23 protein-coding genes are annotated in these 25,788 nt (G+C 55.4%); 9 read left to right on the top strand and 14 right to left on the bottom strand.

Translation table 11 applies throughout. The features are described from left to right. Nucleotides 1-20: 20 nt before the first annotated feature. Together GRI39_RS11340 and GRI39_RS11335 are read left to right on the top strand one after the other, a co-directional pair. Complete coding sequence (locus GRI39_RS11340) at nt 21-788, top strand: HesA/MoeB/ThiF family protein (RefSeq protein WP_160739843.1); 768 nt, start codon at nt 21-23, stop codon at nt 786-788. 155 nt (nt 789-943) lie between these two features. Next, entirely contained in the window at nt 944-1,525 is a 582-nt protein-coding gene (locus GRI39_RS11335; RefSeq protein ID WP_160739842.1) for an LbetaH domain-containing protein, read from the top strand. Here GRI39_RS11335 and GRI39_RS11330 read toward each other — a convergent pair. Together GRI39_RS11330 and GRI39_RS11325 are read right to left on the bottom strand one after the other, a co-directional pair. After that, the gene (locus tag GRI39_RS11330) at nt 1,516-2,742 is read right to left on the bottom strand and encodes a glycosyltransferase family 4 protein (protein ID WP_160739841.1); all 1,227 of its coding nucleotides are present in this window, start codon (nt 2,740-2,742) and stop codon (nt 1,516-1,518) included. The two genes, GRI39_RS11335 and GRI39_RS11330, sit on opposite strands and share 10 nt — an antisense overlap. Beyond that, nucleotides 2,739-4,118, bottom strand: coding sequence for a lipopolysaccharide biosynthesis protein (locus tag GRI39_RS11325; RefSeq protein WP_160739840.1), 1,380 nt, complete (start codon nt 4,116-4,118; stop codon nt 2,739-2,741). The genes GRI39_RS11330 and GRI39_RS11325 overlap by 4 nt, the downstream gene beginning before the upstream one ends. Nucleotides 4,119-4,227: 109 nt before the next feature. Between GRI39_RS11325 and GRI39_RS11320 the strand changes: the two genes are divergently transcribed. The 3 genes from GRI39_RS11320 (at nt 4,228) to GRI39_RS11310 (ending at nt 7,197) form a co-directional block, all read left to right on the top strand. Further along, nucleotides 4,228-5,427: a glycosyltransferase gene (locus tag GRI39_RS11320; RefSeq protein ID WP_160739839.1), complete on the top strand. Its 1,200-nt coding sequence runs from the start codon at nt 4,228-4,230 to the stop codon at nt 5,425-5,427. 94 nt (nt 5,428-5,521) lie between these two features. Continuing rightward, nucleotides 5,522-5,950, top strand: a complete 429-nt coding sequence (locus GRI39_RS11315) for a hypothetical protein (RefSeq protein WP_160739838.1) — start codon at nt 5,522-5,524, stop codon at nt 5,948-5,950. Next, nucleotides 5,947-7,197, top strand: a complete 1,251-nt coding sequence (locus GRI39_RS11310; protein ID WP_160739837.1) for an SGNH/GDSL hydrolase family protein — start codon at nt 5,947-5,949, stop codon at nt 7,195-7,197. The genes GRI39_RS11315 and GRI39_RS11310 overlap by 4 nt, the downstream gene beginning before the upstream one ends. Here GRI39_RS11310 and GRI39_RS11305 read toward each other — a convergent pair. Both GRI39_RS11305 and GRI39_RS14775 read right to left on the bottom strand, forming a co-directional pair. Continuing rightward, entirely contained in the window at nt 7,143-8,585 is a 1,443-nt protein-coding gene (locus tag GRI39_RS11305) for a hypothetical protein (protein WP_160739836.1), read from the bottom strand. The genes GRI39_RS11310 and GRI39_RS11305 overlap by 55 nt on opposite strands. Further along, nucleotides 8,582-8,794 (bottom strand): hypothetical protein, encoded by a 213-nt coding sequence (locus tag GRI39_RS14775; RefSeq protein ID WP_343033336.1) that lies wholly within the window; start codon nt 8,792-8,794, stop codon nt 8,582-8,584. The genes GRI39_RS11305 and GRI39_RS14775 overlap by 4 nt, the downstream gene beginning before the upstream one ends. Between GRI39_RS14775 and GRI39_RS11300 the strand changes: the two genes are divergently transcribed. Then, nucleotides 8,699-9,562 carry a glycosyltransferase family 2 protein gene (locus tag GRI39_RS11300; RefSeq protein ID WP_343033342.1) on the top strand — a complete coding sequence of 288 codons (864 nt, stop codon included), beginning with the start codon at nt 8,699-8,701 and terminating at the stop codon, nt 9,560-9,562. The two genes, GRI39_RS14775 and GRI39_RS11300, sit on opposite strands and share 96 nt — an antisense overlap. Before the next feature lie 5 nt (nt 9,563-9,567). On the opposite strand, the gene GRI39_RS11295 is transcribed toward GRI39_RS11300, so the two are convergent. The 4 genes from GRI39_RS11295 to GRI39_RS11280 all read right to left on the bottom strand — a co-directional run bounded on the left by GRI39_RS11295 (nt 9,568) and on the right by GRI39_RS11280 (nt 17,166). Further along, nucleotides 9,568-11,805 carry a GumC family protein gene (locus GRI39_RS11295; protein ID WP_160739835.1) on the bottom strand — a complete coding sequence of 746 codons (2,238 nt, stop codon included), beginning with the start codon at nt 11,803-11,805 and terminating at the stop codon, nt 9,568-9,570. Beyond that, nucleotides 11,802-13,151, bottom strand: a complete 1,350-nt coding sequence (locus GRI39_RS11290) for a WcaI family glycosyltransferase (protein WP_160739834.1) — start codon at nt 13,149-13,151, stop codon at nt 11,802-11,804. Before GRI39_RS11290 ends, GRI39_RS11295 begins: the two co-directional genes overlap by 4 nt. Nucleotides 13,152-13,388: 237 nt before the next feature. Continuing rightward, complete coding sequence (locus GRI39_RS11285; RefSeq protein ID WP_160739833.1) at nt 13,389-14,777, bottom strand: exopolysaccharide biosynthesis polyprenyl glycosylphosphotransferase; 1,389 nt, start codon at nt 14,775-14,777, stop codon at nt 13,389-13,391. A 349-nt stretch (nt 14,778-15,126) separates the two neighbouring features. Then, nucleotides 15,127-17,166: a TonB-dependent receptor gene (locus GRI39_RS11280; protein WP_246205057.1), complete on the bottom strand. Its 2,040-nt coding sequence runs from the start codon at nt 17,164-17,166 to the stop codon at nt 15,127-15,129. 105 nt (nt 17,167-17,271) lie between these two features. Between GRI39_RS11280 and GRI39_RS11275 the strand changes: the two genes are divergently transcribed. Further along, nucleotides 17,272-17,814 (top strand): nuclear transport factor 2 family protein, encoded by a 543-nt coding sequence (locus tag GRI39_RS11275; RefSeq protein WP_246205056.1) that lies wholly within the window; start codon nt 17,272-17,274, stop codon nt 17,812-17,814. 90 nt (nt 17,815-17,904) lie between these two features. On the opposite strand, the gene GRI39_RS11270 is transcribed toward GRI39_RS11275, so the two are convergent. After that, nucleotides 17,905-19,374 carry an aldehyde dehydrogenase gene (locus tag GRI39_RS11270; protein ID WP_160739832.1) on the bottom strand — a complete coding sequence of 490 codons (1,470 nt, stop codon included), beginning with the start codon at nt 19,372-19,374 and terminating at the stop codon, nt 17,905-17,907. Nucleotides 19,375-19,511: 137 nt separating this feature from the next. Continuing rightward, a complete protein-coding gene (locus tag GRI39_RS11265) occupies nt 19,512-20,426 on the bottom strand; it encodes an SDR family oxidoreductase (protein WP_160739831.1) in 915 nt (304 codons plus the stop codon). Between the two features lie 96 nt (nt 20,427-20,522). Here GRI39_RS11265 and GRI39_RS11260 point away from each other — a divergent pair, with 96 nt between their 5' ends. Continuing rightward, on the top strand, nt 20,523-21,017 hold the full coding sequence (locus GRI39_RS11260; protein ID WP_160739830.1) for a nuclear transport factor 2 family protein: 495 nt from the start codon (nt 20,523-20,525) through the stop codon (nt 21,015-21,017). Nucleotides 21,018-21,074: 57 nt separating this feature from the next. Here GRI39_RS11260 and GRI39_RS11255 read toward each other — a convergent pair whose 3' ends face one another. From GRI39_RS11255 to GRI39_RS11240, 4 genes are read right to left on the bottom strand one after another with little or no spacing between them, the layout of a single operon-like run. After that, nucleotides 21,075-21,623 carry a hypothetical protein gene (locus GRI39_RS11255; protein WP_160739829.1) on the bottom strand — a complete coding sequence of 183 codons (549 nt, stop codon included), beginning with the start codon at nt 21,621-21,623 and terminating at the stop codon, nt 21,075-21,077. Beyond that, nucleotides 21,620-22,042, bottom strand: a complete 423-nt coding sequence (locus tag GRI39_RS11250; protein WP_160739828.1) for a c-type cytochrome — start codon at nt 22,040-22,042, stop codon at nt 21,620-21,622. Before GRI39_RS11250 ends, GRI39_RS11255 begins: the two co-directional genes overlap by 4 nt. After that, nucleotides 22,039-23,601, bottom strand: a complete 1,563-nt coding sequence (locus GRI39_RS11245) for an FAD-binding oxidoreductase (protein ID WP_160739827.1) — start codon at nt 23,599-23,601, stop codon at nt 22,039-22,041. Before GRI39_RS11245 ends, GRI39_RS11250 begins: the two co-directional genes overlap by 4 nt. Before the next feature lie 14 nt (nt 23,602-23,615). Beyond that, on the bottom strand, nt 23,616-24,380 hold the full coding sequence (locus GRI39_RS11240; RefSeq protein WP_160739826.1) for an SDR family NAD(P)-dependent oxidoreductase: 765 nt from the start codon (nt 24,378-24,380) through the stop codon (nt 23,616-23,618). Between the two features lie 146 nt (nt 24,381-24,526). Here GRI39_RS11240 and GRI39_RS11235 point away from each other — a divergent pair, with 146 nt between their 5' ends. Then, nucleotides 24,527-25,777 (top strand): MFS transporter, encoded by a 1,251-nt coding sequence (locus GRI39_RS11235; protein WP_160739825.1) that lies wholly within the window; start codon nt 24,527-24,529, stop codon nt 25,775-25,777. Nucleotides 25,778-25,788 lie beyond the last annotated feature (11 nt).

Below are 25,788 nucleotides of genomic sequence, written 5' to 3'. Positions count from 1 at the left end.
AAGCACATTAGATTCAGGCGATGGATACCCTTGAACCCCAGCGCCTGAATCGCTTTGCCCGCCACATTATCCTCCCCGAAGTCGGGGGCGCAGGGCAATTGGCCCTCACCAAAGCCCATGTGGTGCTGGTGGGGGTAGGCGGAATCGGCTCCCCTGCCCTGCAATATCTGGCGGGCGCAGGGATCGGCCGCCTCACTTTGATCGACAGTGATACGGTTGATGAGAGCAATCTTCAGCGTCAGACCATTTTCACGCCTGCCGATATCGGCCAGGCCAAAGCCACTGCTGGTGCACAATGGGCGGCAAAGTTTGACCCTCACTTGAAGGTCATTCCCCATGTCACCCGCATCACGGGCGACAATGTCCAGAGCTTGATTTCAGGTGCCGATCTCGTGCTGGATGGCTGCGATAATTTTGCCACCCGCCTGGCCGTCTCCGATGCTTGTGTTGAAGCGCGCGTGCCCTTGCTCAGCGCCGCTTTAGGTCGCTTTCAAGGTCAGGTCGGTGCCTTTGCAGGGCATCTGGATGGGCAACCGTGCTATCGTTGCTACGTCGGCGATGCCTTTGATGGTGATGATTGCGATACTTGCGCGCAAGATGGCGTGCTGGGCGCTATGGTGGGTTGGGTTGGTACATTCGCCGCGATGCAGGCCATCCGCATTTTACTCAAGGAAATCAGCAGCTTTGGTGGTGCTCAATGGGGCACCCTGCACCTACTTGATGGAATGACCCCCGCCATGCGGTCACTCACCATCGCCAAGGACCCAAACTGCCGCACCTGCGGTTAGAACACCCCATTCATTCCACACATCAAGGCGGGCAATGCCTTGCCGCCCCTCGAATTGAGTCGATCTGGCAGCTTGCGCCATTTGAGGACATTGCCCGCAAGGCATCTGGCCGCCTGCCGGTTTCCTCGCCACATCTACGATAGGGGGCAGGCGGTATGAAGGTTGGCACGAAAATCACACCAGATGCATGGCCCCCCTTGGAAGGTGGGGCCAGTTTCCCTTTGAAACACCGCGCCTATCGCGCCCTGTTCCAAATCGTCTGGCTAGCGTTGGCGCGGTGGACTCCGCCTTTTCTCAACCCATGGCGATGTCTGATCCTGAAAGCATTTGGGGCACGGATTGGCAAAGCTGCGATGGTCTATTCATCTGCGCGTATCTGGTATCCGGCGCATCTCAACATGGGACACCGCGCCACGCTTGGCCCCAGAGTGAATTGCTACAATATCGCGCCCATTCATCTCGGCGCATATGCTGTTATTTCCCAGGATGCTGAGCTTGTTACCGGCAGTCACGATGTCGATAATCCCGCACATTCCCTGACCGCCGCACCGATTGTGATCGGGCCGTCATGCTGGGTCGCAGCAGGTGCCTTTGTCGGGCCGGGCGTAGTGATGGAAGCATTTTCCGTTCTAGGTGCAAGATCGGTGTGTTTCAGCGCTTGCAGGAGAGGTGGCATTTACGTCGGAAATCCCGCAAGCTTACTGCGTGAACGCAAGGGATTCGCCGCTCAGGATTGAAGCACAGCCTTCAACGTCTCCACGAAATGAGCCGCCGTATCGCTTTCCTGCAATGCCCTTGCCCGTGCCAAAGCCGCAAGGCTCATCTCCTCCAGAAGGTCGCGATCCATGTGCAACTGCATGAGTGCTTCTGCCAGCCTGTCACTATCCCGGGTCGGCACAATAAAACCTTCCCGCCCATGGGATAGCAATTCCCCGGCCCCCACATTGTCACTGACAATCACAGGCGTACCTTGCGATAGAGCCTCCATCACCACCAATCCGAAAGCGTCGGAAAGGGATGGCAAAACCAGCACATCATGCTCAGCCATCATCGCCCGCACCTGAGTGTTTGGCAAAGATGGGTGCCACTGACTGCCCGCAATCAGGCGTTCCACGGCCGGGCAGCCCTCCACTACTTTTCGGCCAATCACGGTAAGCTTCCCGCCACCGCCAAGCCGCGCCATAGCATCCGCCAGATAAGAGATTCCCTTGCGCTGTGTCAGCGCGCCGGCGAACAGGATGCGCAAAGGGCCGTTACGGGGGACCGGTGAAATCGCCGGTGCAATCCTGGAAATGCCATAGGGGAAACGTATGATTTTCCCATCGCAATGCCCGGGCAGACTCCGCGCGACATAGTGGCTTGGAACGATAATACGGTCAGCCATGTCCAGCATTCGCGCCTGCTCTTCCTCGCCAAAGGGGCCGCTTGCAGTGCGAGACGGCGGAAGTGTAGCAGCCCAATCTGGCTGAATGCGGCGTTCCTGTGCCCATAGAGCTTCATCAAAAGCCCTAAAACAGGTTGTGACTTCCACAAAGCTGGTAAGCCCTGCACGGCTCGCCGCTTCCAGCGAATGTCTGGACGAATCGATATAGCCATAAAACCCCGCTGCACGGGGTTCGCGCTCCAGCGCCTTGGCCATTTTTCTGTCAAACATGCGATTCATGCCACTGCGCCGATAGGATGCCGCAAGATGGAAACGCCGGATCAGGGGTAAGCGCTCCGCCAGCAGCGCTGCAATTTCACGCCGGAGGATCATTCGGACACGCTCACTTGGCAAAACAAAGCTCCGGCGGTGTGCTTCACGCGCCAAGCCTTGCGGCAGATGCCGGATGAGCGGCTCCAACGGGCTGAGATTGAGGCTGGTGTAAAATCTTTTCAGCATTCCACTGTCTGACAGCGCTTCTGCCAATATCCTTGCATGAAGAGCACCAGTGGGGTGCGACAGCACAATCATGCGCCCGGCGCCCTGCGCCACTGCATCCATTTGCCCGCAATCAGGCCAAAGCTCTTCCGGCCGTCAAAGATTATCGCCGCGTAATGCAGTGGGTTCCCTATCAGATACCGCCCGGCGAGATAGGAACAGGCAATCAGCGCCGCCAGTTCGCCTGATACCATGGCGAATGCCACTCCATGCAGGCCCCAGAGCTGCGCCAAGGGAAACGCGATGGCCAGCGCCAGCGACCAGCTTGCCATCATTACGCATCCGGCAAGAGCCACCAGATTGCGGGCAATCAGATAGGTCAGCGATGGACGGCCAAGCTGAACAAATATGGCCGCCGCGCCTAAAACGATGAGGAGCACCGGATCATAGACCACTTCGCCTGAAGTCCACCATGACAGCAATTGCGGCCCCACCATCAGTAAACACGCCAGCCATCCCGCTGCAATCATAAGGCCGCAAAGCACTGAGAGCCCGATCATCGCAATGGCAGTATCTTTCCCTTCCTGCCCCTCTGCCTGGCGCGCCAATTCCAATTGGATGATAGGAAGAACCATATTGGCACAGTGCTCAGACAAGCGCAGCAATGCTGTATAGACAGCCAATGCTGCCACGTCCGCGCTGCCCAACAGTGCTGCCGTGGCCAGACGGAAGCCCTGCACTCCAATTCCATTAATCGCACAGGCAACGCCCAGATTGCCAAAAGTCGGCCCCAGCAGATCACGCAAATTGTGCCACTCGTGAAAGCCGGGGCGAAGCTCCAGATCCGGTGATTGCGCACATGCCAACCGCATTTGCACGGCGTAATCCAGCAGGGTGATAACAGCTATCCAGCAGGCAAGCTCCAACGGATTCACCTTTGCAAGCAACATCACCGCGCTGCCCGAAAACTCCAGCAAGCGCATCATGGAAGAACACAGGGCCGGACGGCCATAGTCGCCCGCAGCATGAGAGATAGCCATTGGAATATTGCGGAGGGAAATCACAATAATCTGCAAAGCCGCCGCAGCGGCGACGCCGATAATCTCCCGCTTCCCCATCACATGAAGTGACAGAATATTTGCCCAATTGGTAAAATACAACAAGCCGAGCAGCATCACAGTGAACAGCGCGCCTACCACAATGAGAGTGGCAACACTTCCGTGGATAATGCCCTGTGCAGCATCACTGTCTCCACGCTTAATGCACCGTATGAGCTTCATCGCGCTGGCAGTGGTGAGGCCCTGTCCTGATACAGCCAGATAGGTGGCAAGCCCCGTCAGGATCAGCCATTCACCATATAGTGACAGACCCCAGTTCGCGATCATCAGCGGGATAATGGCGAGCTGATACACAGCGATCATCGCCCGGCCAGACATTTGCCCCAAAATCCCGCGCATCATTCTGTGCATAGCGGCATCCAACATCTGATCCGCCCGCATTTCCAGACGCACCTCATTTGCGGCCCATTCAGGTACAGCTCTTATTCACCCGATTGAGAGCCGCTACGCCTCGGTTATCATGCAACACGGCAGAGGGAGCGAGCGCATCCGCATTCTTCACATTATTCGCAGCACCCATCCTGCAGGCGGCGGGCCGATTGCCGGCATTTTGCTTCATGATGAAGCCACGCGAAACGGCTCCGATGCAGTCCAGCGCGAAATTGTGACGCTTGATGCACCGCAATCACCATGGCTGCGAACCATTCCTATGAAGGTGCACGCGGTTGGACCAGGCAGCCCCGCATCGCTTCTTCCCCTTGCCAAATTACAGAAATATGGTGCCAGCGGCCCATTGCGCGAATGGCTCAAACAGAATGCCGCACAATTCGATTGCGCCATTATCCATGGGCTTTGGAATGCAGCTAATCTTGCCGCGCGACAGGCCTTTCCTCGGCTTAACCTCCCTTATTTTGTCTTCACCCATGGAATGCTTGACCCATGGTTTTTGCAAACTGCGCACCACAAATATTGGGCCAGAAGGATCTCTTGGAAATATATCGAAGGGCCGCTGCTGAACCGCGCTCATGCCGTTCTTTTTACCAGCGAAGTGGAGATGCAACGCGCTCGTACGGCATTCCACAGCCCTGATTATCACGCTTGTGTGGTCGGATATGGCGCAGCAGATCCGGTCCGCCACCATCGCATCGAACTTGGCAAAAAACGGCAGCCCTATCTGCTGTTTTTGGGGAGATTGCACCGTAAGAAGGGCATTGATTTGCTACTCCAGGCCTTGTCTGAAATGAAGCGCGATGAGAGGCCCCATATCAAGATCGTCGGCCCCGATGAGGAAAAACGGCTCCCGCAATTCATAGCGACAACATACCGATTGGGTTTGAGCGACCATATCACGTGGCTTGGCCCAACCTTTGGCGAGGAAAAATCGACACTATTGCGAGAAGCCGAAGCCTTTATTCTACCGTCACATCAGGAGAATTTCGGCATTGCCGTTGCCGAAGCGCTGGCTGTGGGAACCCCGGTCCTCATTTCCAATCAGGTGGCTATTGGGGAATCGGTTGCCCGAGCAGGGGCTGGAATCGTTGCTCATGATACAGTCAACGGGGTGAAATCGCTTCTCCTGCAATGGCAGTCCATGCCGGAAAATGCGCGCTATACCATGCGTAAGCAGGCCCGGCAGCTCTTCGCTCAGCAATATGATGTCGCCAACAATGCCCCTGCTCTGGTTCGCAAGCTTCAAAGCCTGATGGTTGGAGCCAGATAGGCTTACTGCAAGCACCGCTCATTTTTCATTTTCCTACATATAACCTATTTGGTTATTAGATTCTCTTGACAGAACCTCTCGCAGGAGAATTTACATGGCCAGACCTCCCATTACCAACCCCGCCGCCTATGTATCGCCTATGGCTGTCGCCTTTGGCGATGTGGATAATAAGGCGCTGACTGTCACCGCCGAGACGCCTCTGCCGGTCAGCATTCACGCAGAGGCTGCGACAACTGCCGCCCTCGACGGCACACTGTCGGAAGATGGCTCCAGTGCTGCATTTTCAGCAACATCGGGCCGGGCTGTCTGGCTCACCCTCGCGGGTGAATGGACCGGGCAAGCCAAACTGCAACGCTCCACCGATGGCATCATCTGGCGCGACATAACGCTGGCAGGTGAGCCCTGGGGCCAATTCTCCCGCAACATCTGCGAACAGATCATCACCGAAAGTGAAGGCGGTGCATATTATCGCCTGTCCGCCGAAGTGTTGTCCGGCACAATCGCATTCAGGATCGCCCAATGAGCGCGGGCTTCGATCCAGCCGCAAGAGGCCTCGCCAGCAAAGCGCTTTCTCTCAACCAGCTTGCGCGCGTGAAAGAGGCGGTAGCACGTGCCCCCTGCCGCTTTCCCCGCGTGATGGCAGAGCCGCCCATCATTACCAAGCGTGATGACTTTGCCGCCACCTCCATCGCATCAGCACAATTCATCCCGGTACCTGACCCCCGAATGGGCTGCTTTTTTGGAGAATTGGCGACCGCACGCTTTACCGCTTCGCATGGGGGGCGTGATCTGGACTTTTATGAAGGCCCCGGCCCTTCCCCCCAGCATATGGTGTTCTCTTTTGTGACAGATGCCGATCAGGTGGATCTGCTCTTTTGCCGTAGCCAGCAGGTGCAATTCTGGGTGGATGGCGAGAGGGCATCTCCCTCGCCTGGTGAATGGAATGTTGTCGGTTCCACGCGCTACATCGTCAGCCTGAACTTTGCCGATTCGACCTTGCGTGAAATCAGCTTCAATGTCGGCGGCATGGCAGGCGCCTATATTGGACCGAATTTCACTATGACGCCCGGTCGAGTCAGTGGACAGGGCACTTTGTCGGTCAGCGCTATTACCGACAGCTATGGGTCGCGAATGGGTTCTCAAAGCAAATTTGCAATGCAGGTCGGGATGTTGCTGGGCCTTGCCGGGGTACAGCAAGACACGGTCGGCGGCACAGGATATGCGCAGACCTATCACACAGCGCCATCGCCAGAAGACCACTTCCTCGCCCGCTCCACCCCCGGTGATGATGCACAGCAAAGCTATGCCGAATGGAATAGCGATCTCGATTTCGTGCTGGGCGGTATCAATGATCAGCCAACGCTGAGCGCAAGTGATGTGCGCAAGGTTCTTCTGGCGCGGCGCGCGCTCTTCCCGCATGCGGTAATTGTTGTGGCCGGAAACTGGTGGCCGGACCCTACAGCCACCCGTGTTGCCAGTACCAAATTTCAAACCATTCAGGACGCCATCAACCAAGCCGTATTATCTCTCCCCGGCCCATGGGTATTGATCGACAATATCAACGGGTTTTGGCGCAATTCTTCCGGGCGAAGCGATTCCACAGGTGACGAACCGTGGCAAACCGGTTCGGGCACGCAAAATGCACCCACCGGCATTGGCAATGGGGATCGCTATATCAGTAGCGATGGCACTCACCCGACGATCGAGGGAGTAGACTACCTTTCCATGCGCCTCGCTGAAACTGCCCGCAGCGCCATCCTCGCTCTGTAATCTGGAAGGTGGTCTGGCTTATCGGCCGGGCCACCTGCTTGCGATAGCTTCAGGCAGCACAGCAGCAAGCCGCAACTCAACCAGCCGATCGCCGCAATCTGGTTCTGACCGCTCAGTTGGAACAGAAAGAACAGCGAACCCAGTACACCGATCAAAGCGAAGCTGCCAGCGCTGCCATTATAATGGGCGGCACGGGTAGCTTTTGATAGCGCCCACAAAAGGATGGCCAAGCGGAAAGCGAGCAAAAGCCCCCCAACGACAATACCGCCCTCCTGCAAAACTCGTCGCAGTTCATATTCTGATAGCAGAAAACCGCGAGAACCGCTCGCCAGATATCCGCCAGCATTGGAACCTGCTCCAAGCCCTTCACCAAGAATGCTCAGTGGAACTTCACCATTGTGCATTGGCGATATGATCTGAAACAGCCGGTCAGCGATAGAACCCTCAGAAGCAAAAGCCTCGGCCTGCCGCACCAGCATAGCGTCATACACCTCTGGGAAAAGTGTCAGCACAGCCAGCATCAACATCACGGCAACCACCAGTAGTGCCAAAATCCGGCGTGCCATACGCATCGGCCCTGCAAATAGCAGGCCGCCCATTCCATAGGTCACGCCCACCAGCAACACGCCCAGAAGCACCGCTCTGGAACCTGACAAGATCACGGTCACTCCTAAAGAGGCTGCCCCAATGAGAAGTGTCGGCAAAGGGATGTTCCACACGTTTCGGCGGTCCCAGGCTGCCAATAACAAACCCACCAGCATCAGCGTGAAAGCAGATTGCGGAGTGACGAAAGGAAATGGGCCGTAGGGACGCACAACGCCTGCCACCACCTGGAAAACATAGGCGTCTGGATCATCGTTAACACCCCGGTTGATCCATGCATCAACCGGGGAATAATATTGCCATATCACCAGCAGCGCCAATGGCAGGCATATCCAGCAGCATAAGAGAATGAGCCTGCGCCAGTCTTCTGGCAAAAAAACCTCTGCCATGGCAAAACTGACGGGAATGAAGAGCAAGTGGATACGCAACCCATAAAGCAGCGCAGGAAGGGAGGCACCACCGACAATGACCTGCGACGCACCCAAAAGCAGCAAAACTGCAACAGCCGTCAACCATAAGATCAGCCAGCGCGGAAATTCCGGAAAATGCCACCGCGCATAGGTCACGATGATGGCCAGAGCGACCGGATCACGTATGAGAATGAAGGGTTGCTCAATCGTGTTGAAGAGCCACTTTCTGGCGATCCCTTCAAATGGCAAAAGGATCAGGAAAAGCACAATCAGACGGACAGTCCACCGTCGCCAGATATCTGTGTCCCATTGCGATACCAGCGCCTCCTGCCCACTCGCCAACGTTTCGCGGCGCGCTAGGTTAAGCCCGTTCATATCATGCCACTTAATGCGGCCTGACAGGCGGGAGATGGAATATAGGCAGCACCAAGCCCGATATTTCGGTCATCATTCTGACCCACAATGAACAAGCCCATATCGCGCGCGCGATTGCCAGTGTTCAGGCCATTGCAGAGGCTATTTTCATCGTCGATTCCGGCTCTGACGACAATACACTCGCGATTGCCCGGAGCATGGGAGTGCATGTTGTCAGCCACCCTTTCACCACACAGGCCCGCCAGCTCAATTGGGCGCTTGATACGCTTCCAATCCGCTCGCACTGGATTCTTCGGCTGGATGCTGATGAGATCATCGAAGACGATCTGGCACAAGCAATCATAGAAACGCTTCCCGCGCTTGGTGAGGATATCACAGGGGTAGAATTTGCCCGAAAACACATCTTCATGGGGCGCTGGATACGGCATGGCGGACGCTACCCCCTGTGGATGCTGAGACTGTTCCGAAAGGGTTACGGGCGTTCTGAAGATCGCTGGATGGACGAACATATTGCTCTGACGAAAGGGCAGACCATGCGCCTTCAGGGAGGATTTGCTGACATCAATCTCGGTGATCTCAGCCATTTCACCACCAAGCATAATGGCTATGCGACACGTGAAGCGATCAGCATTCTCATCAATCGCTATGCACTGGTGGCCAACGCCATCCCGACGGACGAGCCCCTTGCCATTGCAGGCAGCGCAGTGACGAGGAGATGGTGCAAACGCCATATTTATGATCGCCTGCCATTCGGCTGTGGTCCGATGGCCTATTTTCTCTATCGTTTTATCGTAAGAGCTGGCTTTCTTGATGGTGTTGAAGGTGTGATTTACCACGGCCTCCAAGGATTCTGGTATCGCTTTCTCGTGGATGCAAAGGTGCTGTATTGGGATCGGGCCTTGAGAAAATTGCCCGATAGGGAGGCAAGACTTGCACGGCTTGAAGAGCTGACCGGATATCGGTTGCAAGAGATATAAACCAGTCATATCCGCATCGCTGGAGCAAGCTCAAATGCACGCGTGCCAACTCCATATCGCAGGTAATCGGCATCACGATACACATAGTTCCGGCCTGCAGATTGGGGCAGAAATTTCGTCAGAATGACGCCAAGCAGCATTCCGTCACTATGAGTGAGGCGCTCAATCGCATCGTCAACTGCTGAATGTCCGGTACGATTGGCTTCCACAACCAGCGCGGTTCCATCTGCCAGACTTGCGATGATGGCTGCATCAGCGAGGCCAACAATCGGAGGCCCGTCAATAATGACACATTCATACAGCAGTCTTGCGCGATCCAGCATCTGCGAGAAACCCGGCCCGCCCAGAAGGTCTGATGGATGGGGTGGCACAGGCCCTGCCGCCAGATAGGACAGGTTCGCATTTGATGAAGCGCGAACCAGCGCGAATGGATCAGAACCCTCTGCCAAAGCCGTTGCCAAGCCGCGATCATTACTATCGCCAAACCAGTGGTGCACCACCGGGCGGCGCATATCCGTATCGATCAGGAGGGTATTGACCCCCAACCGTGCCAGCGCCCTAGCCATGGCATAGCTCGTCAGGCTCTTGCCCTCACCCGCCTGTGAGCTGGTGACAAAAAGAACCGGAGGAAGCCCGTCTGGCAAAGAATGGAACAGGGCCGTACGCAAAGCATCATAGGCCTCTGACAGAGCCGATTTAGAATTGCTCAATTGCTTATGCAATGGAAGCTGTGGGTCATTCGCCGGAATCACGCCAAGAATGGGCAGTGGCACCAATCGCGCAATATCTGCAGGTGACCTCAAGGATTGATCACCCTGCGCACGCCACACAGTCCACACTACAGCAATCGACAATCCAGCCAGCAACGCTATCGCAAGATTAATGGAAAGTCGCGGAGATATTGGGGCAAGCGGAAGCGATGCCTCATCGACCACGGCAATGTTGCCAGCGGCAGAGCCGGACGATGCGTTGAGAGCATTGAAACGCTCCAGCAACCCACGATACTGGCTGCGCTTGGCCGCTGCCTCTCGCGCCAGAATATTGTAAGCCACTGAGGCATCGTTCTCATCGAGACTTTCCCCTCGCAAATTGCGCAACTGAACCAGCAGCGCATTCTCGCGTGCCAGTGCAGCCTGATAACTCTCTCCAATGGATGCACTGATCGTCGCACCAAGACGCGCAATCTGAGCGCTCAGAGCTTTACGCTCACCCTGGAGGCGCAAAATATCAGGGTGGTCAGGCAGATAGACGGTCTCAAGCTTTTGCAATTGTGCATCCACATCCGCTTCACGGCTCAGTAATTGCTGCATCGCTGGGTTACTCAGAACTTCAGGACTGGAAAGCGGATCGGAATCGTTCACAGCCTGCCAGCGGCTCTGTGCTTCGATCCGTGCCGCCTTTGCCTCACCTAAAGCTGTGTTGATTTGCTGTAGCGCTGCGCCGAGGAGCGATTGTTCCGCCGCCCCTTCTTCCCCCATGGCCGTCCCACCCGCTCTCACAAGATCGTTGTCTCTCGCATATTGGTTGAGCGCACGCTCCGCAGTTGCAAGTTCCTGCCTTGTCTCCTGTAATTGCGTCGCCAGAAACTGCTGCGCATATTGAGATGAACGCGACTGGCGCTGCAGGTTGCCGATGATGAAGGCCGCGACATAAGCCTTGGTAATTGCACGCGATAGTTTTGCATCATGGCTATCAAATGAGACTGTAATCAGCCTGGACTTGTCAGATGTCACAACAGAAAGTCGCTGTTGCAAGGCTTCCATCAGACGGTTCAAGCGATGCTCGTCACTGTCACTTGGCGATACGCGCCCGCCTGCCAGCGCCGCCAGTGCCGCATCACTTTTTACCATCTCGAGATCATCAGCCACTTGTGCCGCCAATGTGCGGCTGCGCAGAATTTCAGCCTGAGTCTGCAGGAACCGTTTTTCCGATTCCGTTCCGACCGGTGAGGTTGGACTCTCTTGAGCCTCTGATACGGTGCCTTGCGTAACTTCAATCGTTGCCGAGGATCGGTAATCAGGTGCGATCAACCAGGTTGCAACCAATGCAACAGCACCCGCTAACAGCATAATCGCAACAATCGCCCGTGATTCACGGCGAATATAGATCATCATATCGGATAGAGGCACAGGGTGCTGCCGAGGGGTAAAAGCTCTGTCCTGGTACACCATAGCTGGACGAGTAGCCTTGTCGCTCTGGTTCCATGTCTGCGACATTTCAGCAGATGACGCGTTTCTTTTCATAGTACAGCCAGCGCTTCAGGCGCAGTGAACCATAACGCGTTTGTAAGGCCTGGAATGGTCATTGCGAGAGAGAGCCCGAGGTAACGTGACATTTGTCCCAGCAGACGGCGTTTCGGGAGAGCTTGTGTCATCCTGGCGGTAAACTGCGCCACAAAGGCTGCAAGGATGGCCTGCTTGCCCCAACGCAAAACCGCCCGCTCACGAGCTTTGCTGCCGAGTGCTTCCAATCGGGGAGGATCATCGATCAGGTCCGTGATCGCCTTGACTATGGCGCTGACATTCCCCGGCGCAGTGGCAACACCGACACCGCTCACTTCATCATGCAGATTGGTGCCTTCCGATGCTGTTGCGATAATCGGGCGCCCTGCCGCAAGCATGTTGGGTAGCTTTGATGGCAGGACCAGATCCGCTGCCTCCGCCAATTGCGGCAAAAGGAAAACGTCCGCCGTCGCCAGAAGTTCATCCAAGTGTTCGCGGGGGTGAAGCGGCTTTATCAGGCAATTGGGAAGCAGCGCGGCCTCTCGCTCCAGTGCCTGTTTTTCCGGCCCCTCACCGCAAATGATAAATACGAGATCACGGCGATGCTGTAAGCGTTTGGCAGCTTGCAGAAGGATGCCGATTCCCTGTTTTCTCCCAATATTGCCCGAATAGAGGGCAACATATCGATCCCCCACACCCCATGCCGCCCGCAAGCGGGTGTTTCGATTGTTCAGTACGATACGACTATCATCCGCCCAATTGGGAAACTCCACTATCCGATCTTTACACACGCCCTTCCCAGCCAACCGCTTACACATATTGGATGAAATGGAGCTGACCACATGAGCACTCTTGAACAGGCTCTTTTCACCGGCAGCGAGCAACCGAAGTGCAGGAAATCCTTGACCAAGCAGCCCAGTTGCCTGCGCTGCCTCAAGCTCAAAATCCTGCACATGAAGCCAAAAGCGCGCACCACATAGAAAAGCGATCACCCTCCCCATCAGTGCTGCGATGATGGAAGGTGCCGTTGCCATAATGACATCCGGCCTCTGGGTTATTGCGTAACGCAACAAGGGCCAAGCAGCCGACAGAGCAAAGCTGGCGTGATGGATCAGCCGTTTCAAGCCGGTGGGCGCTGAGGGGGCATAGTGGGCGCAGCGAGTAATCTCGACAGCGTTTTCAACGGCCCTGCGATACAACCCGCCTCGATAGGCCTCAGCCACTTTCCAGTGAGGATAATAAGGCTTCCCGCAGATGACGTGGACTTTATGCCCGGCACCAGCAAGTGCCTCTGCAGTTCCGCGGCTATAGGGCCCAATGCCAATCGGCTCTGGTGCATAATTAAGAGACAGTAGCACGACTTTCATGTCGTCACACCACGAAGGTGTAATACAACATTCTTTGCACAAAGAAATTCAGGCACCACAAACCACCTTTTAAAAATGGCGAATCCCGATTTTCTTTTATCGATCCTATGATGTCTTAATTTTACACAACATCAATCGCACCTGGATTTGATTTTGGAGAAATTAAAAAACCGCCCCATGAAGGGACGGTTTTTATAGAACAAAATAAAGTAGATGGTCTGTTAAACGGGCCAGAAATTAGAAAGCCCGATCATGAACCACCACCGCCAATGTGCGAACAAGAATCAGGAAGTCGCCTGGCAAATTCCAATTGGCGATATATTCAAGATCAGACTTGAGGCGATCTTCAAGATCGCGTTCCTTATCTGTGGCCCCACGAAAACCGCGAACCTGCGCCAAGCCCGTCAGACCCGGCTTCAGCGAATGGCGATGCCAATAAGCAACGTCGACTTCCCAGAACAGCTTCTTGCCAGCTTGTGAACCCAGCGCATGAGGACGCGGGCCCACAATGCTCATATCACCGCGCAATACGTTAAGGAGCTGCGGCAGCTCATCAACACTGGTTTTGCGCAGGATTTTGCCCACACGGGTGATGCGATCATCATCCTTCGCGGCAGAACGCATCCCGTCATGATCGGATTCGGCTGCTCGCATGGAGCGAAATTTGAACATGGAAAAGAAACGATTGCCTCGACCAAGCCGGCGCTGAACGAAAAACACAGGGCCTTCGCTTTCAAGCTTCACTGCAATAGCTGCAGCCAGCATGACAGGCGAGAGTACAAGGATCGCTGGAACAGCAATCGAAAGGTCGAACAAGCGTTTCAGAATACGTGCGCGCAGATCGAGCGGCCCCGCCGCAATCGCAAGCGATGTGAAATGCTCTTCACGGTGCAATCCGATGGCACCCAGTTCATGGAGCGATTCTGAGACCAATTCACCATTCACGCCCGCTGCACGCAAAACGAAGGACCATTCTTCGCGCTGATCCAAGGGGCAACTGACAATCACGCGGTCCATATTCGCGACATATCGCCCGAGCCGATCCAAGGCGCTGGGATTCTGCTTGAATTCCTTGAGCTGATGTTCCTCAGCGCTGATGCGATAGGAGTGGTCCAGCTTAACCTCTGGTCCACCATCTTCAATAACCAGAACATTCAGCACCGTGGGGCCGATAAACTTGTGCAGGAAACTGAAAGTGCAAAAGCGCGCCGCAATCATCAACATCGCGCTGAAGCACAGTCCCAGAGTGAAAACCGCTCTTGAAAAGTCTTCCGCAGATTTTGTGTAAAAGACCACAAAAACAAGTAATGCCGCCGAAAGAGCCAAGCTCCAAAGCAATCGCCTGATTGCAAAATTTCGGCTTTCTAAAGCATCAATTGAATAAACGCGCTGGTAAAAACCCAATGTAAGATAGAGCGGCAGAAAGAGCTGCATTTCAAACAGCGCCATCGAGTAGGGCAAATCGCCATTATACGCGACACCCGCCAAGAGGAAGCCAGCCAAGAGCGCACCGATATCTCCGATCACCATGAACAGATATATCTGGATACGCCGCCGTTCGAATGAGGGCGCCAACGCGCGGGAGGACTGCAGCCCGAGCTTAAAGTTATTAATCGGTGCGTTCATAATCCGTTCAGGCAAGATTTGAGGCTTATACTGCGGTGCAACATTATTCTGCCTTTATACATCAGAAAGCAAGTGCAAACACGTAATCTGTTAAATATGAATGACGGAAAACGCCGCTTCTTAATCCGACAGTCCGGTCCATGAAACGGATAGAACGAAGCCGTAAATACAATTCGTTCGCTGTATCAAAGTGATGCAGTGCAAAATTAAGAACATGAATGGCAGAAGTCTGACAGAACTGAAAACTGCCTTATCCCTTAAAAAATATGCTCACGGGAAAAATGAATGAAAGGGAAAGCAGGTTTTTCAGACTCCAAGCCGATTCGTTTTCCATCACGGCGTCCATATGTCAGAACCCATAACGGACCCCCGCCCAAAATGTCTGGGGAACGCCGAGATCAATAGAGCCTTCCTGGTTGCGCGTTATCACCTTAGTATTGGTCAGGTTTTCTATCCTGGCGATGACTGAAAGTCCTGCTTTGACCGGAACCTTGGCAAAGAAGCCTATCGTTGTGGCAGCAGGTAATGCATCTGTTTGCTGATCATCTTCAAACTGCTTTCCAATATGGCGCAATGTCGCAGCAAAGCGTGCCCCGGAATAAGGCTCCCATGCAACAGTGGCGCTGCCAGCCCATTGAGGCGCCTGCGAGGGCCGGTAGCCACCCAGATTGAGTGCGGCCCCGCTCCCCTTTGATGTGGCATCGGTATAGGCTAGCGAGCCGTTAACATGCACGGTCCCCCAATGCGCAGCCACGCCCAGTTCCAGCCCATGCGCTTCAATCGCACGGATGTTCTCACGCTGGCGTAAATTTGTCTCCAGAGTGACATTGGTGATGGCATTTTTGACTTCATTGTCGAATGCGGTAAGCGACAGTGTCACCCCTGTCATCGCCGCCAAATCAAGCCCCGCCTCAACCCCGTGGAGCCGCTCATTCCGCAATTGCGCATTGGCATTGGTCACCACCGGAAATACCGTAAAGGGACGATAAAGCTCGTTCAGCGTTGGTAAGCGCAAGCCACTATAGGCTGCACTGCGCAGATGAAGCCCCCCGCCCAGATCGAGCACGCCCCCAGCCCGATATGACAGATCCCAACCAGAGCGTTTAGCGAAGTGGTCGTCACCAATCGCCGCTCCGGCACTGTTCCTCTCGCGGAAATAGCCGCCAGAATTGACCCATCGGTCCACTCTCAGGCCACCAGTGAGGATCAAGGCACCCACCATCCAATCATCTTCGATGAAAAACCCCAGATCACTATTTTCACCGCCTGCGAAACGCTGGCCCAGAAGCGCACCACTAAAGCCGCCGTAACGATCTTCCGATAAATCACCTTTGGAACGCCGGTAGTCGCTCCCAATCCGCAGCACGTGGCTATCACCAAGGGGAGGGCGAATTTCCAACTTGCCCCCCAGCCCGGTTGAAGGGGTATCCTTCTGATCCAGCACGCGCGTGTAGCTGCTCGATGAAATCACGACATTGGTGAAATTGCGCCACTGGCCATAAGCGAGCGCATCGACTTGCCACTCCCCTCTGCCCACCAGCCGAAGACTGACATCCTGCCCCTGGCTTGAAGAATCCGCACCATCAAAACGCAAGGTCCGCTTATCATGATAAGCAAGCGCACGTAGCTGGATTTCGAACTCTTCGCCCACTGGCTGCACCAATCGACCGCTCGCAGACCAGCTATCATAAGCCGCTCGTGCTGACGCCGAAACACGCTGATCTTCAGGTGTCGTGTAAAACCCTTTGCCCTTGTCCCACCGGCCGGAAAGCACCGCAAATCCATCACCTATTTTGGGCGCAATACTGCCGCTCAACTCGGTCTCGCCACGATCATTCATAAGTGAAGAGGCGTTGAAAAAACCCGATTCCGATGGATCGGCACTTTCAAGCTCTATCGTGCCTGTCAGCGCCCCTGCACCAAATGGCCCGGAGCCACCGCCCCGTGTCACGCGAATACGCCCCAATCGCTCAGGTGCCACAGCGTTAAATGGAACATAACCAAAGAACGGGTCAGCCAGCGGCACTCCATCGAGCAACACCAAGGCTCTGCTGGTGGCATTGCCGCCCAGGGATCGCAACGTTACCCCTTGCGCCGATGGATTAGATGAGCGGCTATCAGAGCGACGGAATTGCTGGAATCCGGCAATGGAGGACAGCACATCTTCAAGCCGGCCAGATGCGCTCGATACAATGGTATCTCGCTCCAGCGTTACTGTATCATAGGCAGGGGTAGCTGGCGTATCGACAAGCCCCTTGCCAGTCACAATAATGGCTTGCGTATCACGCTCATGATTATCGCTTTGTGTGCTTTGCGCCAAACCTTCTTCTACAGGGAAGAACATTCCGCCCAGCATAACAGGAACGGTAAGCAATAATCTTTTCAGCATAGGGGCTTAGCTATCTCTCAGCGATGTCCGCCTCCCTTCTCTAACGATGCGATCTTGCGGCGTCACCCTGCCTTTGGCACGCTACGCTGCAAACAGAGGAGAGACATGATGAAAAAGACAATTGCCGCCGCCCTGATGCTGGCGGCAGGGAGCATGAGCACAACAGCCTATGCCGAGGAAGCACCCCGCGTAACCCCCACTCCGCCAAGTATCGCCCCCGATCAGGCGGCTTTGCTGCAAAGTGACGACCCGCAGCTCGCAGCTCATAAAAAGCTGGTTTATGACATGTATCGGATCGTGCTGCAGGGTGGCTATGCGGATCGGGCAAAGGAGTTCATCCGCGAAGATTACATTCAGCATAACCCCAATGTCTCAAGTGGGCGGGCAGCACTGGAGGCCTATGTTCGCAGCACAAGGCCTGAACGTCCGTTGAAAGATACGCTGGAATTGCCGGTGGTGAGCATGCTGGCAGAAGGCGATATGGTAACGATTGCCTTTGTGCGCCCTGAAAAAGATGCCAGCGGCGAGACCTATTATTCAACCTGGTTCGATATGTTTCGCATTCAGGATGGCAAGATTGCTGAACATTGGGACCCGATGCTAAAAACCGATCCGCCCATCGATCCGAACGACAAAAAGGTCAAATAGCGTTCATGCAGGAATGCAAACGGCCCTTCCTGCGTTGAGTAGAAAGGGCCGTTTTGAAAGGTATCTGGCTTAATTTGAAAGGTATCTGGCTTAAAGCGCGCTCGGTTCGCCCGTCAGCAACAGGGTCTTGGTTTCAAGATAGGCTTCGATGCCTTCCGGCCCGCCTTCACGTCCAATGCCAGACTGTTTAAAGCCACCAAAAGGCAGGTTGAAATCCATCTGCAACCCATTCTGTCCAAAGCCACCTGCGCGGATACGCCGCCCGATGCGGTAGGCTGTATCAGCATCATTGGTGAGTACCGAACCGTTGAGACCAAAGTCGCTCTGGTTGGCGATCCGGATCGCATCCTCCTCATCTTCTGCTGGGATGAGGCATAGCACCGGGCCGAAAATTTCTTCTTGTGCAATGCGGGACGTATTATCGACATTGGCAAACAGCGTTGGCTCCATGAAGAAGCCCTTGTTCATATGGGTTGGGCGATTACCGCCGGTCACCAGGTCCGCGGTTTTTTTGCCTTCTTCGATGTACATTTCCACACGTTCAAGCTGGCGCTTCATGGCCAGCGGACCAAGCTGGGTGTCAGGGCTGTCACTATGGCCGATGGTAATGCCTTTCATGACGCCTGCGATGGCTTCTGCCAGTTCATCATGCCGGCTCTTGGGGACGATCGCTCGGCTGAGCATGGCGCAAACCTGACCGCTCATGATGGTGATAGTATTGCCCAGCAGACCAGCGGCGGCTTCAATCGGAAAATCATCACTGATAATCGCTGCCGACTTACCACCCAGTTCTAATGTGCAGCGTGCCACACGGCTGGCACAGACTTCACCGATCCGCTTGCCTGCTACGGTGGAGCCGGTGAAAGATACTTTATCGATACCCGGATTCTGCACCAGGTGGTCAGAGGCTTCGCGTTCACCCACAGCGAGGTTCACCGTCCCAGCCGGCATTCCCACAGCTTCGGCAGCTTCGGCCAGAATATAGGCTTCCAGCGGCGTTTCGGGTGATGGCTTCATGATGACCGGGCAGCCAGCAATCAGCGCATAGGCCACTTTGGCCGCCATAATGCCAAACGGTGCATTCCATGGCGCAATCGCTGCCACAACGCCCACAGGCTCTTTGGCAACGATGGCGGTTTTCACCATCGCACTCGGGCGCTGTTCGACAAATTTATAGGTGTTGCCGAGTTCCGCGATCGCTTTGAACTGCATCAGCGCGCCGCCATGCATAATCGGGGCAAAACTGGCCAGGCCACCGACCTGCGCCGTCCAAGCGGCACATAATTCAGGCATCCGCTTTTCGAGATATTCGGCCATCGCCATCAACTTTGCACCGCGCTCTTCCGGTGCCAGTGTCGGCCACGAGCCATTATCAAACGCATCACGGGCCGCAGCAACCGCCTTGTCCATGTCTGCCTTGCTGGCTTCAGCAACGCGGCCGACAATCTCTTCGCTGTTGGGCGAGATAAGTTCGATTTCCCGGCCACTGGTGGCGGCAACCCATTCGCCGCCAATGAACAGCTTATCAGGATGGGCGATATTTACACCTTCAGGCGTCATGGCATTTCTCCTTGGTTCCGCATTTATAAAGCCGCGCGGACGGCGAAACAAAAGTGGGGCAAATCAGGCAGGAATTCCTGCCTCAACAGTTCAAATCAGCGCATGCTGAACGCAAGCTCACCAGCATCATGCAAGCCTCACTGCGGCCACAGATGTTGGTGCGCTTCAAACACTTCGCGCAGAGATTTCGGTGGTTTTCCGGTGATTTTCTCTACCCAATCAGTCACTTCATCGAAGTAACCTTCCCGGATAGACTGACCGAAAGTGACCATGTCATCGCTCGACCATGGAATGGGTCCTTCCGGCACGATGTCCGATGCATGGCGCGGCGCTCCCATGGCGTCGAAATATTCATACATGGCTTCATCATCGACCGGTTGAACCTCGATCGGCTTACCCGTCATCTGGGTGACGATAGCCAGTGCTTCTGGAATCGACAGCGCCTCCGGCCCGGTCAGGGCATAGGCCTTGTTCCCATGGCCTTCCTGCGTCAGCACACCGACCGCCGTCGCCACACAATCATCCCGGCTGACAAAGCCGACCCGGCCATCGCCGCAATTATCTGGCTTCACCCCCATTTGCAGCGAAGGAATGGCCATCGCAGTGGCAATCGCCTCTGCATATTGGCTATCGCGTAAATGCGTCCAGGCAGCACCCGATGCTTCGATAATTTCTTCGGTTGCCCGGTGGTCATCCTTCACAATGGCAGGATTGTCTGCCTTATCGGCATTGATCAGCGAGGTGTAGACAATGTGCTGCACACCCTGCGCCACGGCTGCTTCCACCGCATTCCTGTGCTGGCCAACGCGGGTGCCGACGCGGGCGGTGGAAATCAGCAACATCCGCTCTCCGCCTGCCATGGCTGAGACAAGGCTGGCCGGATCATCAAAATCGGCCGTGCGGCATTCCACACCCAATTCGGCAAATTCAGCGAGCTTGGCTGGCGTGCGAGACAGGAACACCAAATCTTCAGGTGCACATTTCTCCAGCAAGCCACGTGCGGTAGCCCCACCGAAAGAACCTGATGCCCCGGTGACAATGATCTTACCCATCCAAACGCTCTCCTCAATCCATTATGCAGCCTCTGCTGCTTGCCCACAATAATAACGAGTGTTACGGTTGTGGCAAGAAAGGGAGAAGGAATTTCTATGAAGTTGAGCGTTGAAGACCGGTTTGGTCTGCAGGATTTGATCGCGGCCTATAGTTGGGCACTGGATACAGGCGATGTGGACGCACTGGTGGCATGTTTCACCGAAGATGCAATCATGAGCGAAGAGGTTTTTGATGACCCTGACATATGGCACGGTCATGAAGGGATTCGCGGCATTGCGGAGCATTACCGTAATGCTGAAGGTTTTCCGGGCCGCCAGCATCATGTCACGCAGGTTCAATATATGCCGCAGGATGATGGCACTGTGAAAATGCGCAGCTTTGCTTTCGTCACCGAATGTGAAGGTGAACCGCCCTATCTGCTGCGCTTTGCTGGCTGGTATGACGATCACGCCGTGAAAGGCGAAGACGGAAACTGGCGTTTCCAGCGCCGGACCGTGCGCTTGTGGGATGGTGAAGTACTCAAGAACTTCCCCGGTCGCGGACAATGGGTGCCCCGCAAACGCCCAGCCTCACTGATTATTAAAAAGTAAGTTGGCCAAAGCGCCGCGCGGATCACCATTCGCGCGGCGCTTCCTATATTCTGGCGATTAGCCTCGCGGGGTCAGCAACCAGCCCAACACCAGTCCGGCGTCGGGCTTTACACGCAAAGATTGCTGGAGAACGTGATTGAACGATGCTGCTGGTTTGGCGGCAAATTCAGCCAGGGCCTCAACCCATTCGCCATCCGCAGCCTGCGCCACCCGGCCCAAAGCGCTCCAGCCAGAGCGACAATCCTGCCCTGTGCATGACGCAGCGCGCCCCTGCAAAAGAGCAACGCGCTGATAATTGGCCTCATTGGCAATATCTTCAATCATCATGGCATCGGCATAGCGGCTCACGCCCGCAATCATGGCCGGACGATTTTCGAGCAATTGGCGGGTGAAGCGCACCCGATCGCCTTCAATAGCCTGGCTGGCTACGCCATGAGCCTCGCCCGCGGTGGCAAAGCGCTGCCCGGCAGACAGGGAGCCATCATAAAGCAGAACCCGCTCATCCCCGTGCCGCCAACGCCAACCGCCAAGGCTGCTCACGGTGGAGACTGCCGCAACGCCAAGCGCTGCGCCGCCGATCACAGTACGACGGGTTGCACGAATCATGCGCCGTCTCCGGCATGGGGGTTATTACGGGCGAGATATTCACCAATTTCTTTGAGCTGTTCATCGCTCACTTCACCGCGCGGAATCGCGGGCATGTTGCCAATCCCCATCCGTGCAGCCTGCGTCACGAAATCGACCGTCAAATCATCCCTCTCTTCAAGCAGAGGAACATCCGTCCGGCGCGCAAGAAGGCCTGTGCCCATGCCGTTCGGGCCATGACACATCATGCATTTTTCAACATAGAGCTTTTCACCGCCCTTAGCATCAGGTCGATCAGACAGAGTAATCGGAGCCGGCATAGGCGGCGGGCCACCCTTTGCGCCATTAGCACCAGCAGAGGCATCATCTGCCGAACCGCCAGAACAAGCCGCCAGGCTCATCGCCGAAAGAGCTAAGCCAAACAGACCGAACTTTCTCATGCTTCGCGCTCCCCGCTCAGATTGGTGGGCCAGATACCGCTTTTCCCCGGCGCAAGAATACCGTTAGGATCGAGCGCATTCTTCACTTTTTCGTTCAGCCGCCGCATCGCATGATCATTGAAATCATAGGTCTTCGCAACGAGGTCCATATAATCCAGATGGGTCCGATATTCACCATAACCATGTTCAGCCGCATCGGCGACAAGTCGACGGAAGAAGGGATCAATCCCCTTCATCATCTTGGGATCATCCTTGTCAAAAATCATGGCATTCACATTGGTCAGATGTCTTTCGCCAAACGCAAAGCTGCCCTGATAATCCATCCCATATTCTTTATAACGCTCGTAAGTCCGCTTGAACTGGGCAAGCGCCTTGGAGCCATCTTGCGGAATAATGGGTGAAAATCCGATATGCCCACCCCGGCCACCATACCAGTTCACATTTTGCATCGGAAAAGTCATCGGGGTGCCGGTCCAACCGGTATGTTCGAGCGGTTCGCCTTTGACCCAACTGGTCGGCTTGATGCTCATCGGGCTGATATCGTTGATAGCCTTTTCAAGCACTTTATAAGAGGCCTTGTTGACCTCTTCACGGCCATAGAGGCGCAGCGACACCCCCCACCAGCCAATGTTGAAGCGTTTACGGATAGCGCTTATGACATCATCGCTCAAAGCCCCCGGCTTATCGGTCCATTCACCACGAGTGGTAAGAACGGCGGCGGCCCTCAGCCAATTGCCGATGGATGGGCTTTGCTGCAAAATACCTTCGCGGCGCAATGGGCCAATCGTATCAACCATCGCCTTCAAATCATCGGGGGAGTCAAATTCAACATCCATACCCATGAGCGATTCAGGCTCGGGCATCAGCCACAAGCCCATCTTGGTCACGACCCCGAAGTTGGACTGGCAGAACATCTGGTCCCAACTCGGGCCAAAGCCATAGGCATAGGCCTGCCACGTCGGCGCGTCTGAAAATGCCCCCATCCCGGTTCGCACCAGATCACCATCGGGAAGCACAACTTCCATCCCGCAGATCTTCTTGGTGTGCTCCCCATAGGGCGTATAGCCAACACCGCGATCAAGCGCATTGCCCATAACAGACCCCCAGCTATTACCGGGTGTGGAGATCCAATAGGGTAGTTTGTTGGCCTTTATGTAATCGTAAAGGTCATAAAAACCGACCCCCGGTTCGACAACAACAGTGCCCATCTGCTCATCAAATTCGATCTTCTTCATGCGCGACAGGTCCATCACGACACTGCCTGTAAGTTCCGGCGCATTGCCGCCATAGCCGAGGTTTTTGCCCCGACTGATCGGCCAGATCGGAATGCGATATTGGTTGGCAATCCGCATCACCGCCTGCACTTCGTCAACCGTGGTGGGGGCAATCGCGCCTGAGGGGTGATGCAGCGCATCGTCTACTGCGAATTTGTCCGTATAGGTTTCGCGGTCGAGTTCTTCGAAAAACACCTTGTCTGAACCCAATGCGCTTTCAAAAGCGCGACGGGCCTCTGCCAGACGTTGTGCATCGACTCCGGGAGGAAGGGGTAAATCAGCCATTTCTCTCTACTTTCTCAGCTCGCAGACCAGCTTGTGCGGGCCGGTGGGCGGGTCCCTGCATCTAGCCGCATGACATCACCATTGAACATTGGCGAGTGGATAATAAACTTCACCGCGTCGGCAAACTCATCGGGCTTGCCTGCGCGTTTGGGATATTCGCTATCCGCCAGCAATTCCGCCACGAAAGCAGGCGGAAGCCCAGCCACCATGGGGGTAGCAAAGAAACCCGGAGCAATACCAGCGCAGCGGATGTGATACTTCGACAGGTCGCGTGCCCAGACCAGCGTCAGCCCGGCCAAAGCAGCTTTGGACGCCGTATAAGCCCCCATACCTTCCTGCCCTTCGAAACTGGCAATAGAGCAGGCGTTGATAATGACACCGCGTTCTTCATCCGGCCCGCTGGGAGCGTTGGCAATCATCCGATGCGTCACTTCTGCGGTGACATTGGCGGCGCCCATCAGATTGACGTCGATCACCCGGCGGAAATCCGCCATGTCCCCAGGTGCATCACCCGTAGCAATCGGGCCGATCCCGCCGACCCCGGCGCAATTGGCCAGAATAGAAATTTCGCCATATTCATCAGCCACTTGCGCGACTGCAGATTTCACCTCAGCAACATCGCTAACGTTGCAATGGATAAAGGTGCAACCCTCTGGCGCGTTGCCACCGACATCGAAAGTAATGACCTTCGCTCCCGCTTTCACGAGAGTTCTGGCTGTTGCTTCGCCGAGGCCTGAATTGCCACCGGTGACGATGGCCAGTTTGCCGTTCGGTTCCATATCTCTCCCAATCCTCAGCGTCGTTTGAGTCTATAACTTTAACGATCGTTACTTTCTTCTAGCCTTTATTCATGGCAAGTGCCAGCCTGATTCTCAGCGTTTCCATGCCATAAGGAATAAGGGAGCGATCAAAGAGAGAATGGGAGATGACATTTCTGATGGGTAATAGCTTGCGCTTCTTAACCTTGGTGCTGATCGGCGGGGTCATGCTGATTGATGGGTTTGATCTCAACGCCATGCCGCTGGCGCTGCCCTATCTCGCACCGCAATTGCAGCTTGCGCCGGAAGACTTCGGCATCGTATTTTCCGCAGTTTTACTGGGGCTTGGGGCAGGCGCTCTACTGATCGCACCGCTCGGAGACAGGCTCGGACGAAGGCTGGTGATTGTCACTGCCTGCCTGGGCATATCCATCACAACTTTGGGCACCGCTTTTGCCGACACAGTGGTGCATTTTGCGCTCTGGAGACTGGCAACAGGTGTGGCTTTAGGGGCCTGCCTGCCCAATGTCAGTGCCCTTTCGGCAGAACTCGCCCCAGATGGAAAACGCGCCTTAATCATGTCGCTGGTCTCTGCCGGAATCGCAGTGGGCGCGATGGGAGCGGGCCTGCTGGCGCCGGAACTTGTCCGCTGGGGTGGCTGGCAAATGCTGTTCTTTGCGCCTGCCATTTTCGCGCTGGGGCTTGCGATTGCGCTCTTCTTTTGCCTCGAAAAAGGACTACCCCAAAAGAACACAGCGGAACACAGCAGCACCACAAAGGCACATAACAGCGCGACAAGCGCCCATAAAGCACGCTCACCACTGATGACGCTGGTGTCCCGCCCCTATGTGATGCCCTTCATCCTCTTTGCGACGATTTATGCCGTCAATTCCATTGCGCTCTATATGATGACGAGCTGGATGCCGACCTTGCTCCCCAAGGCTGGTTTCACGCTCGACCTGTCATCGCGCCTTGCCGGATTGCTTCAAGGTGGCGGACTGGTGTTCGGGATCGCGATTTCCTGGCTGCTCGACAAATGGAAACCAAGCCTTGCTATCATTACCGGCTATGTGATGGTGGCGCTTGCACTTTTGGGAATCTGGTTGCTGCCAGCCGCACCGACGCAATGGGGTACCTTGCTGCTGATCGCCGGCGGCGGGATTACCGGCATTCATATGGCGCTGATGGCACTGACACCTTCACTCTTCCCATCGCATATTCTGTCATCGGCCATCGGGGCTGGCGTAGCGATTGCCCGGATTGGTGCGATCACGGGGCCGATGCTGGGGGAATGGCTGATCCGGGGCGGTGTATCTCCGGCGAATTTCTTCCTCGCCCTTATCGTGCCGGTGGCGCTGTGCGCGATGCTGGCTTTGGTGATCCCGAAAGCGCAGCGGGTGACAAGCACCGCCATCTAAAATCACTTTGC

Origin of the sequence: Altericroceibacterium indicum (assembly GCF_009828105.1) — a bacterium.
In the GTDB taxonomy this organism is placed as follows: domain Bacteria; phylum Pseudomonadota; class Alphaproteobacteria; order Sphingomonadales; family Sphingomonadaceae; genus Altericroceibacterium; species Altericroceibacterium indicum.
This window is presented reverse-complemented; position numbering and strand designations above follow the sequence as displayed.

What these genes read in the sequence shown, in the direction of transcription:
- GRI39_RS11340 (WP_160739843.1), top strand. Translation starts at nt 21, where the DNA reads ATGGATACCCTTGAACCCCAGCGCCTGAATCGCTTTGCCCGCCACATT.
- GRI39_RS11335 (WP_160739842.1), top strand. Translation starts at nt 944, where the DNA reads ATGAAGGTTGGCACGAAAATCACACCAGATGCATGGCCCCCCTTGGAA.
- GRI39_RS11330 (WP_160739841.1), bottom strand. Translation starts at nt 2,742, where the DNA reads ATGATTGTGCTGTCGCACCCCACTGGTGCTCTTCATGCAAGGATATTG.
- GRI39_RS11325 (WP_160739840.1), bottom strand. Translation starts at nt 4,118, where the DNA reads ATGCACAGAATGATGCGCGGGATTTTGGGGCAAATGTCTGGCCGGGCG.
- GRI39_RS11320 (WP_160739839.1), top strand. Translation starts at nt 4,228, where the DNA reads ATGCAACACGGCAGAGGGAGCGAGCGCATCCGCATTCTTCACATTATT.
- GRI39_RS11315 (WP_160739838.1), top strand. Translation starts at nt 5,522, where the DNA reads ATGGCCAGACCTCCCATTACCAACCCCGCCGCCTATGTATCGCCTATG.
- GRI39_RS11310 (WP_160739837.1), top strand. Translation starts at nt 5,947, where the DNA reads ATGAGCGCGGGCTTCGATCCAGCCGCAAGAGGCCTCGCCAGCAAAGCG.
- GRI39_RS11305 (WP_160739836.1), bottom strand. Translation starts at nt 8,585, where the DNA reads ATGAACGGGCTTAACCTAGCGCGCCGCGAAACGTTGGCGAGTGGGCAG.
- GRI39_RS14775 (WP_343033336.1), bottom strand. Translation starts at nt 8,794, where the DNA reads ATGCACTCCCATGCTCCGGGCAATCGCGAGTGTATTGTCGTCAGAGCC.
- GRI39_RS11295 (WP_160739835.1), bottom strand. Translation starts at nt 11,805, where the DNA reads ATGAAAAGAAACGCGTCATCTGCTGAAATGTCGCAGACATGGAACCAG.
- GRI39_RS11290 (WP_160739834.1), bottom strand. Translation starts at nt 13,151, where the DNA reads ATGAAAGTCGTGCTACTGTCTCTTAATTATGCACCAGAGCCGATTGGC.
- GRI39_RS11285 (WP_160739833.1), bottom strand. Translation starts at nt 14,777, where the DNA reads ATGAACGCACCGATTAATAACTTTAAGCTCGGGCTGCAGTCCTCCCGC.
- GRI39_RS11280 (WP_246205057.1), bottom strand. Translation starts at nt 17,166, where the DNA reads ATGCTGAAAAGATTATTGCTTACCGTTCCTGTTATGCTGGGCGGAATG.
- GRI39_RS11275 (WP_246205056.1), top strand. Translation starts at nt 17,272, where the DNA reads ATGATGAAAAAGACAATTGCCGCCGCCCTGATGCTGGCGGCAGGGAGC.
- GRI39_RS11270 (WP_160739832.1), bottom strand. Translation starts at nt 19,374, where the DNA reads ATGACGCCTGAAGGTGTAAATATCGCCCATCCTGATAAGCTGTTCATT.
- GRI39_RS11265 (WP_160739831.1), bottom strand. Translation starts at nt 20,426, where the DNA reads ATGGGTAAGATCATTGTCACCGGGGCATCAGGTTCTTTCGGTGGGGCT.
- GRI39_RS11260 (WP_160739830.1), top strand. Translation starts at nt 20,523, where the DNA reads ATGAAGTTGAGCGTTGAAGACCGGTTTGGTCTGCAGGATTTGATCGCG.
- GRI39_RS11255 (WP_160739829.1), bottom strand. Translation starts at nt 21,623, where the DNA reads ATGATTCGTGCAACCCGTCGTACTGTGATCGGCGGCGCAGCGCTTGGC.
- GRI39_RS11250 (WP_160739828.1), bottom strand. Translation starts at nt 22,042, where the DNA reads ATGAGAAAGTTCGGTCTGTTTGGCTTAGCTCTTTCGGCGATGAGCCTG.
- GRI39_RS11245 (WP_160739827.1), bottom strand. Translation starts at nt 23,601, where the DNA reads ATGGCTGATTTACCCCTTCCTCCCGGAGTCGATGCACAACGTCTGGCA.
- GRI39_RS11240 (WP_160739826.1), bottom strand. Translation starts at nt 24,380, where the DNA reads ATGGAACCGAACGGCAAACTGGCCATCGTCACCGGTGGCAATTCAGGC.
- GRI39_RS11235 (WP_160739825.1), top strand. Translation starts at nt 24,527, where the DNA reads ATGACATTTCTGATGGGTAATAGCTTGCGCTTCTTAACCTTGGTGCTG.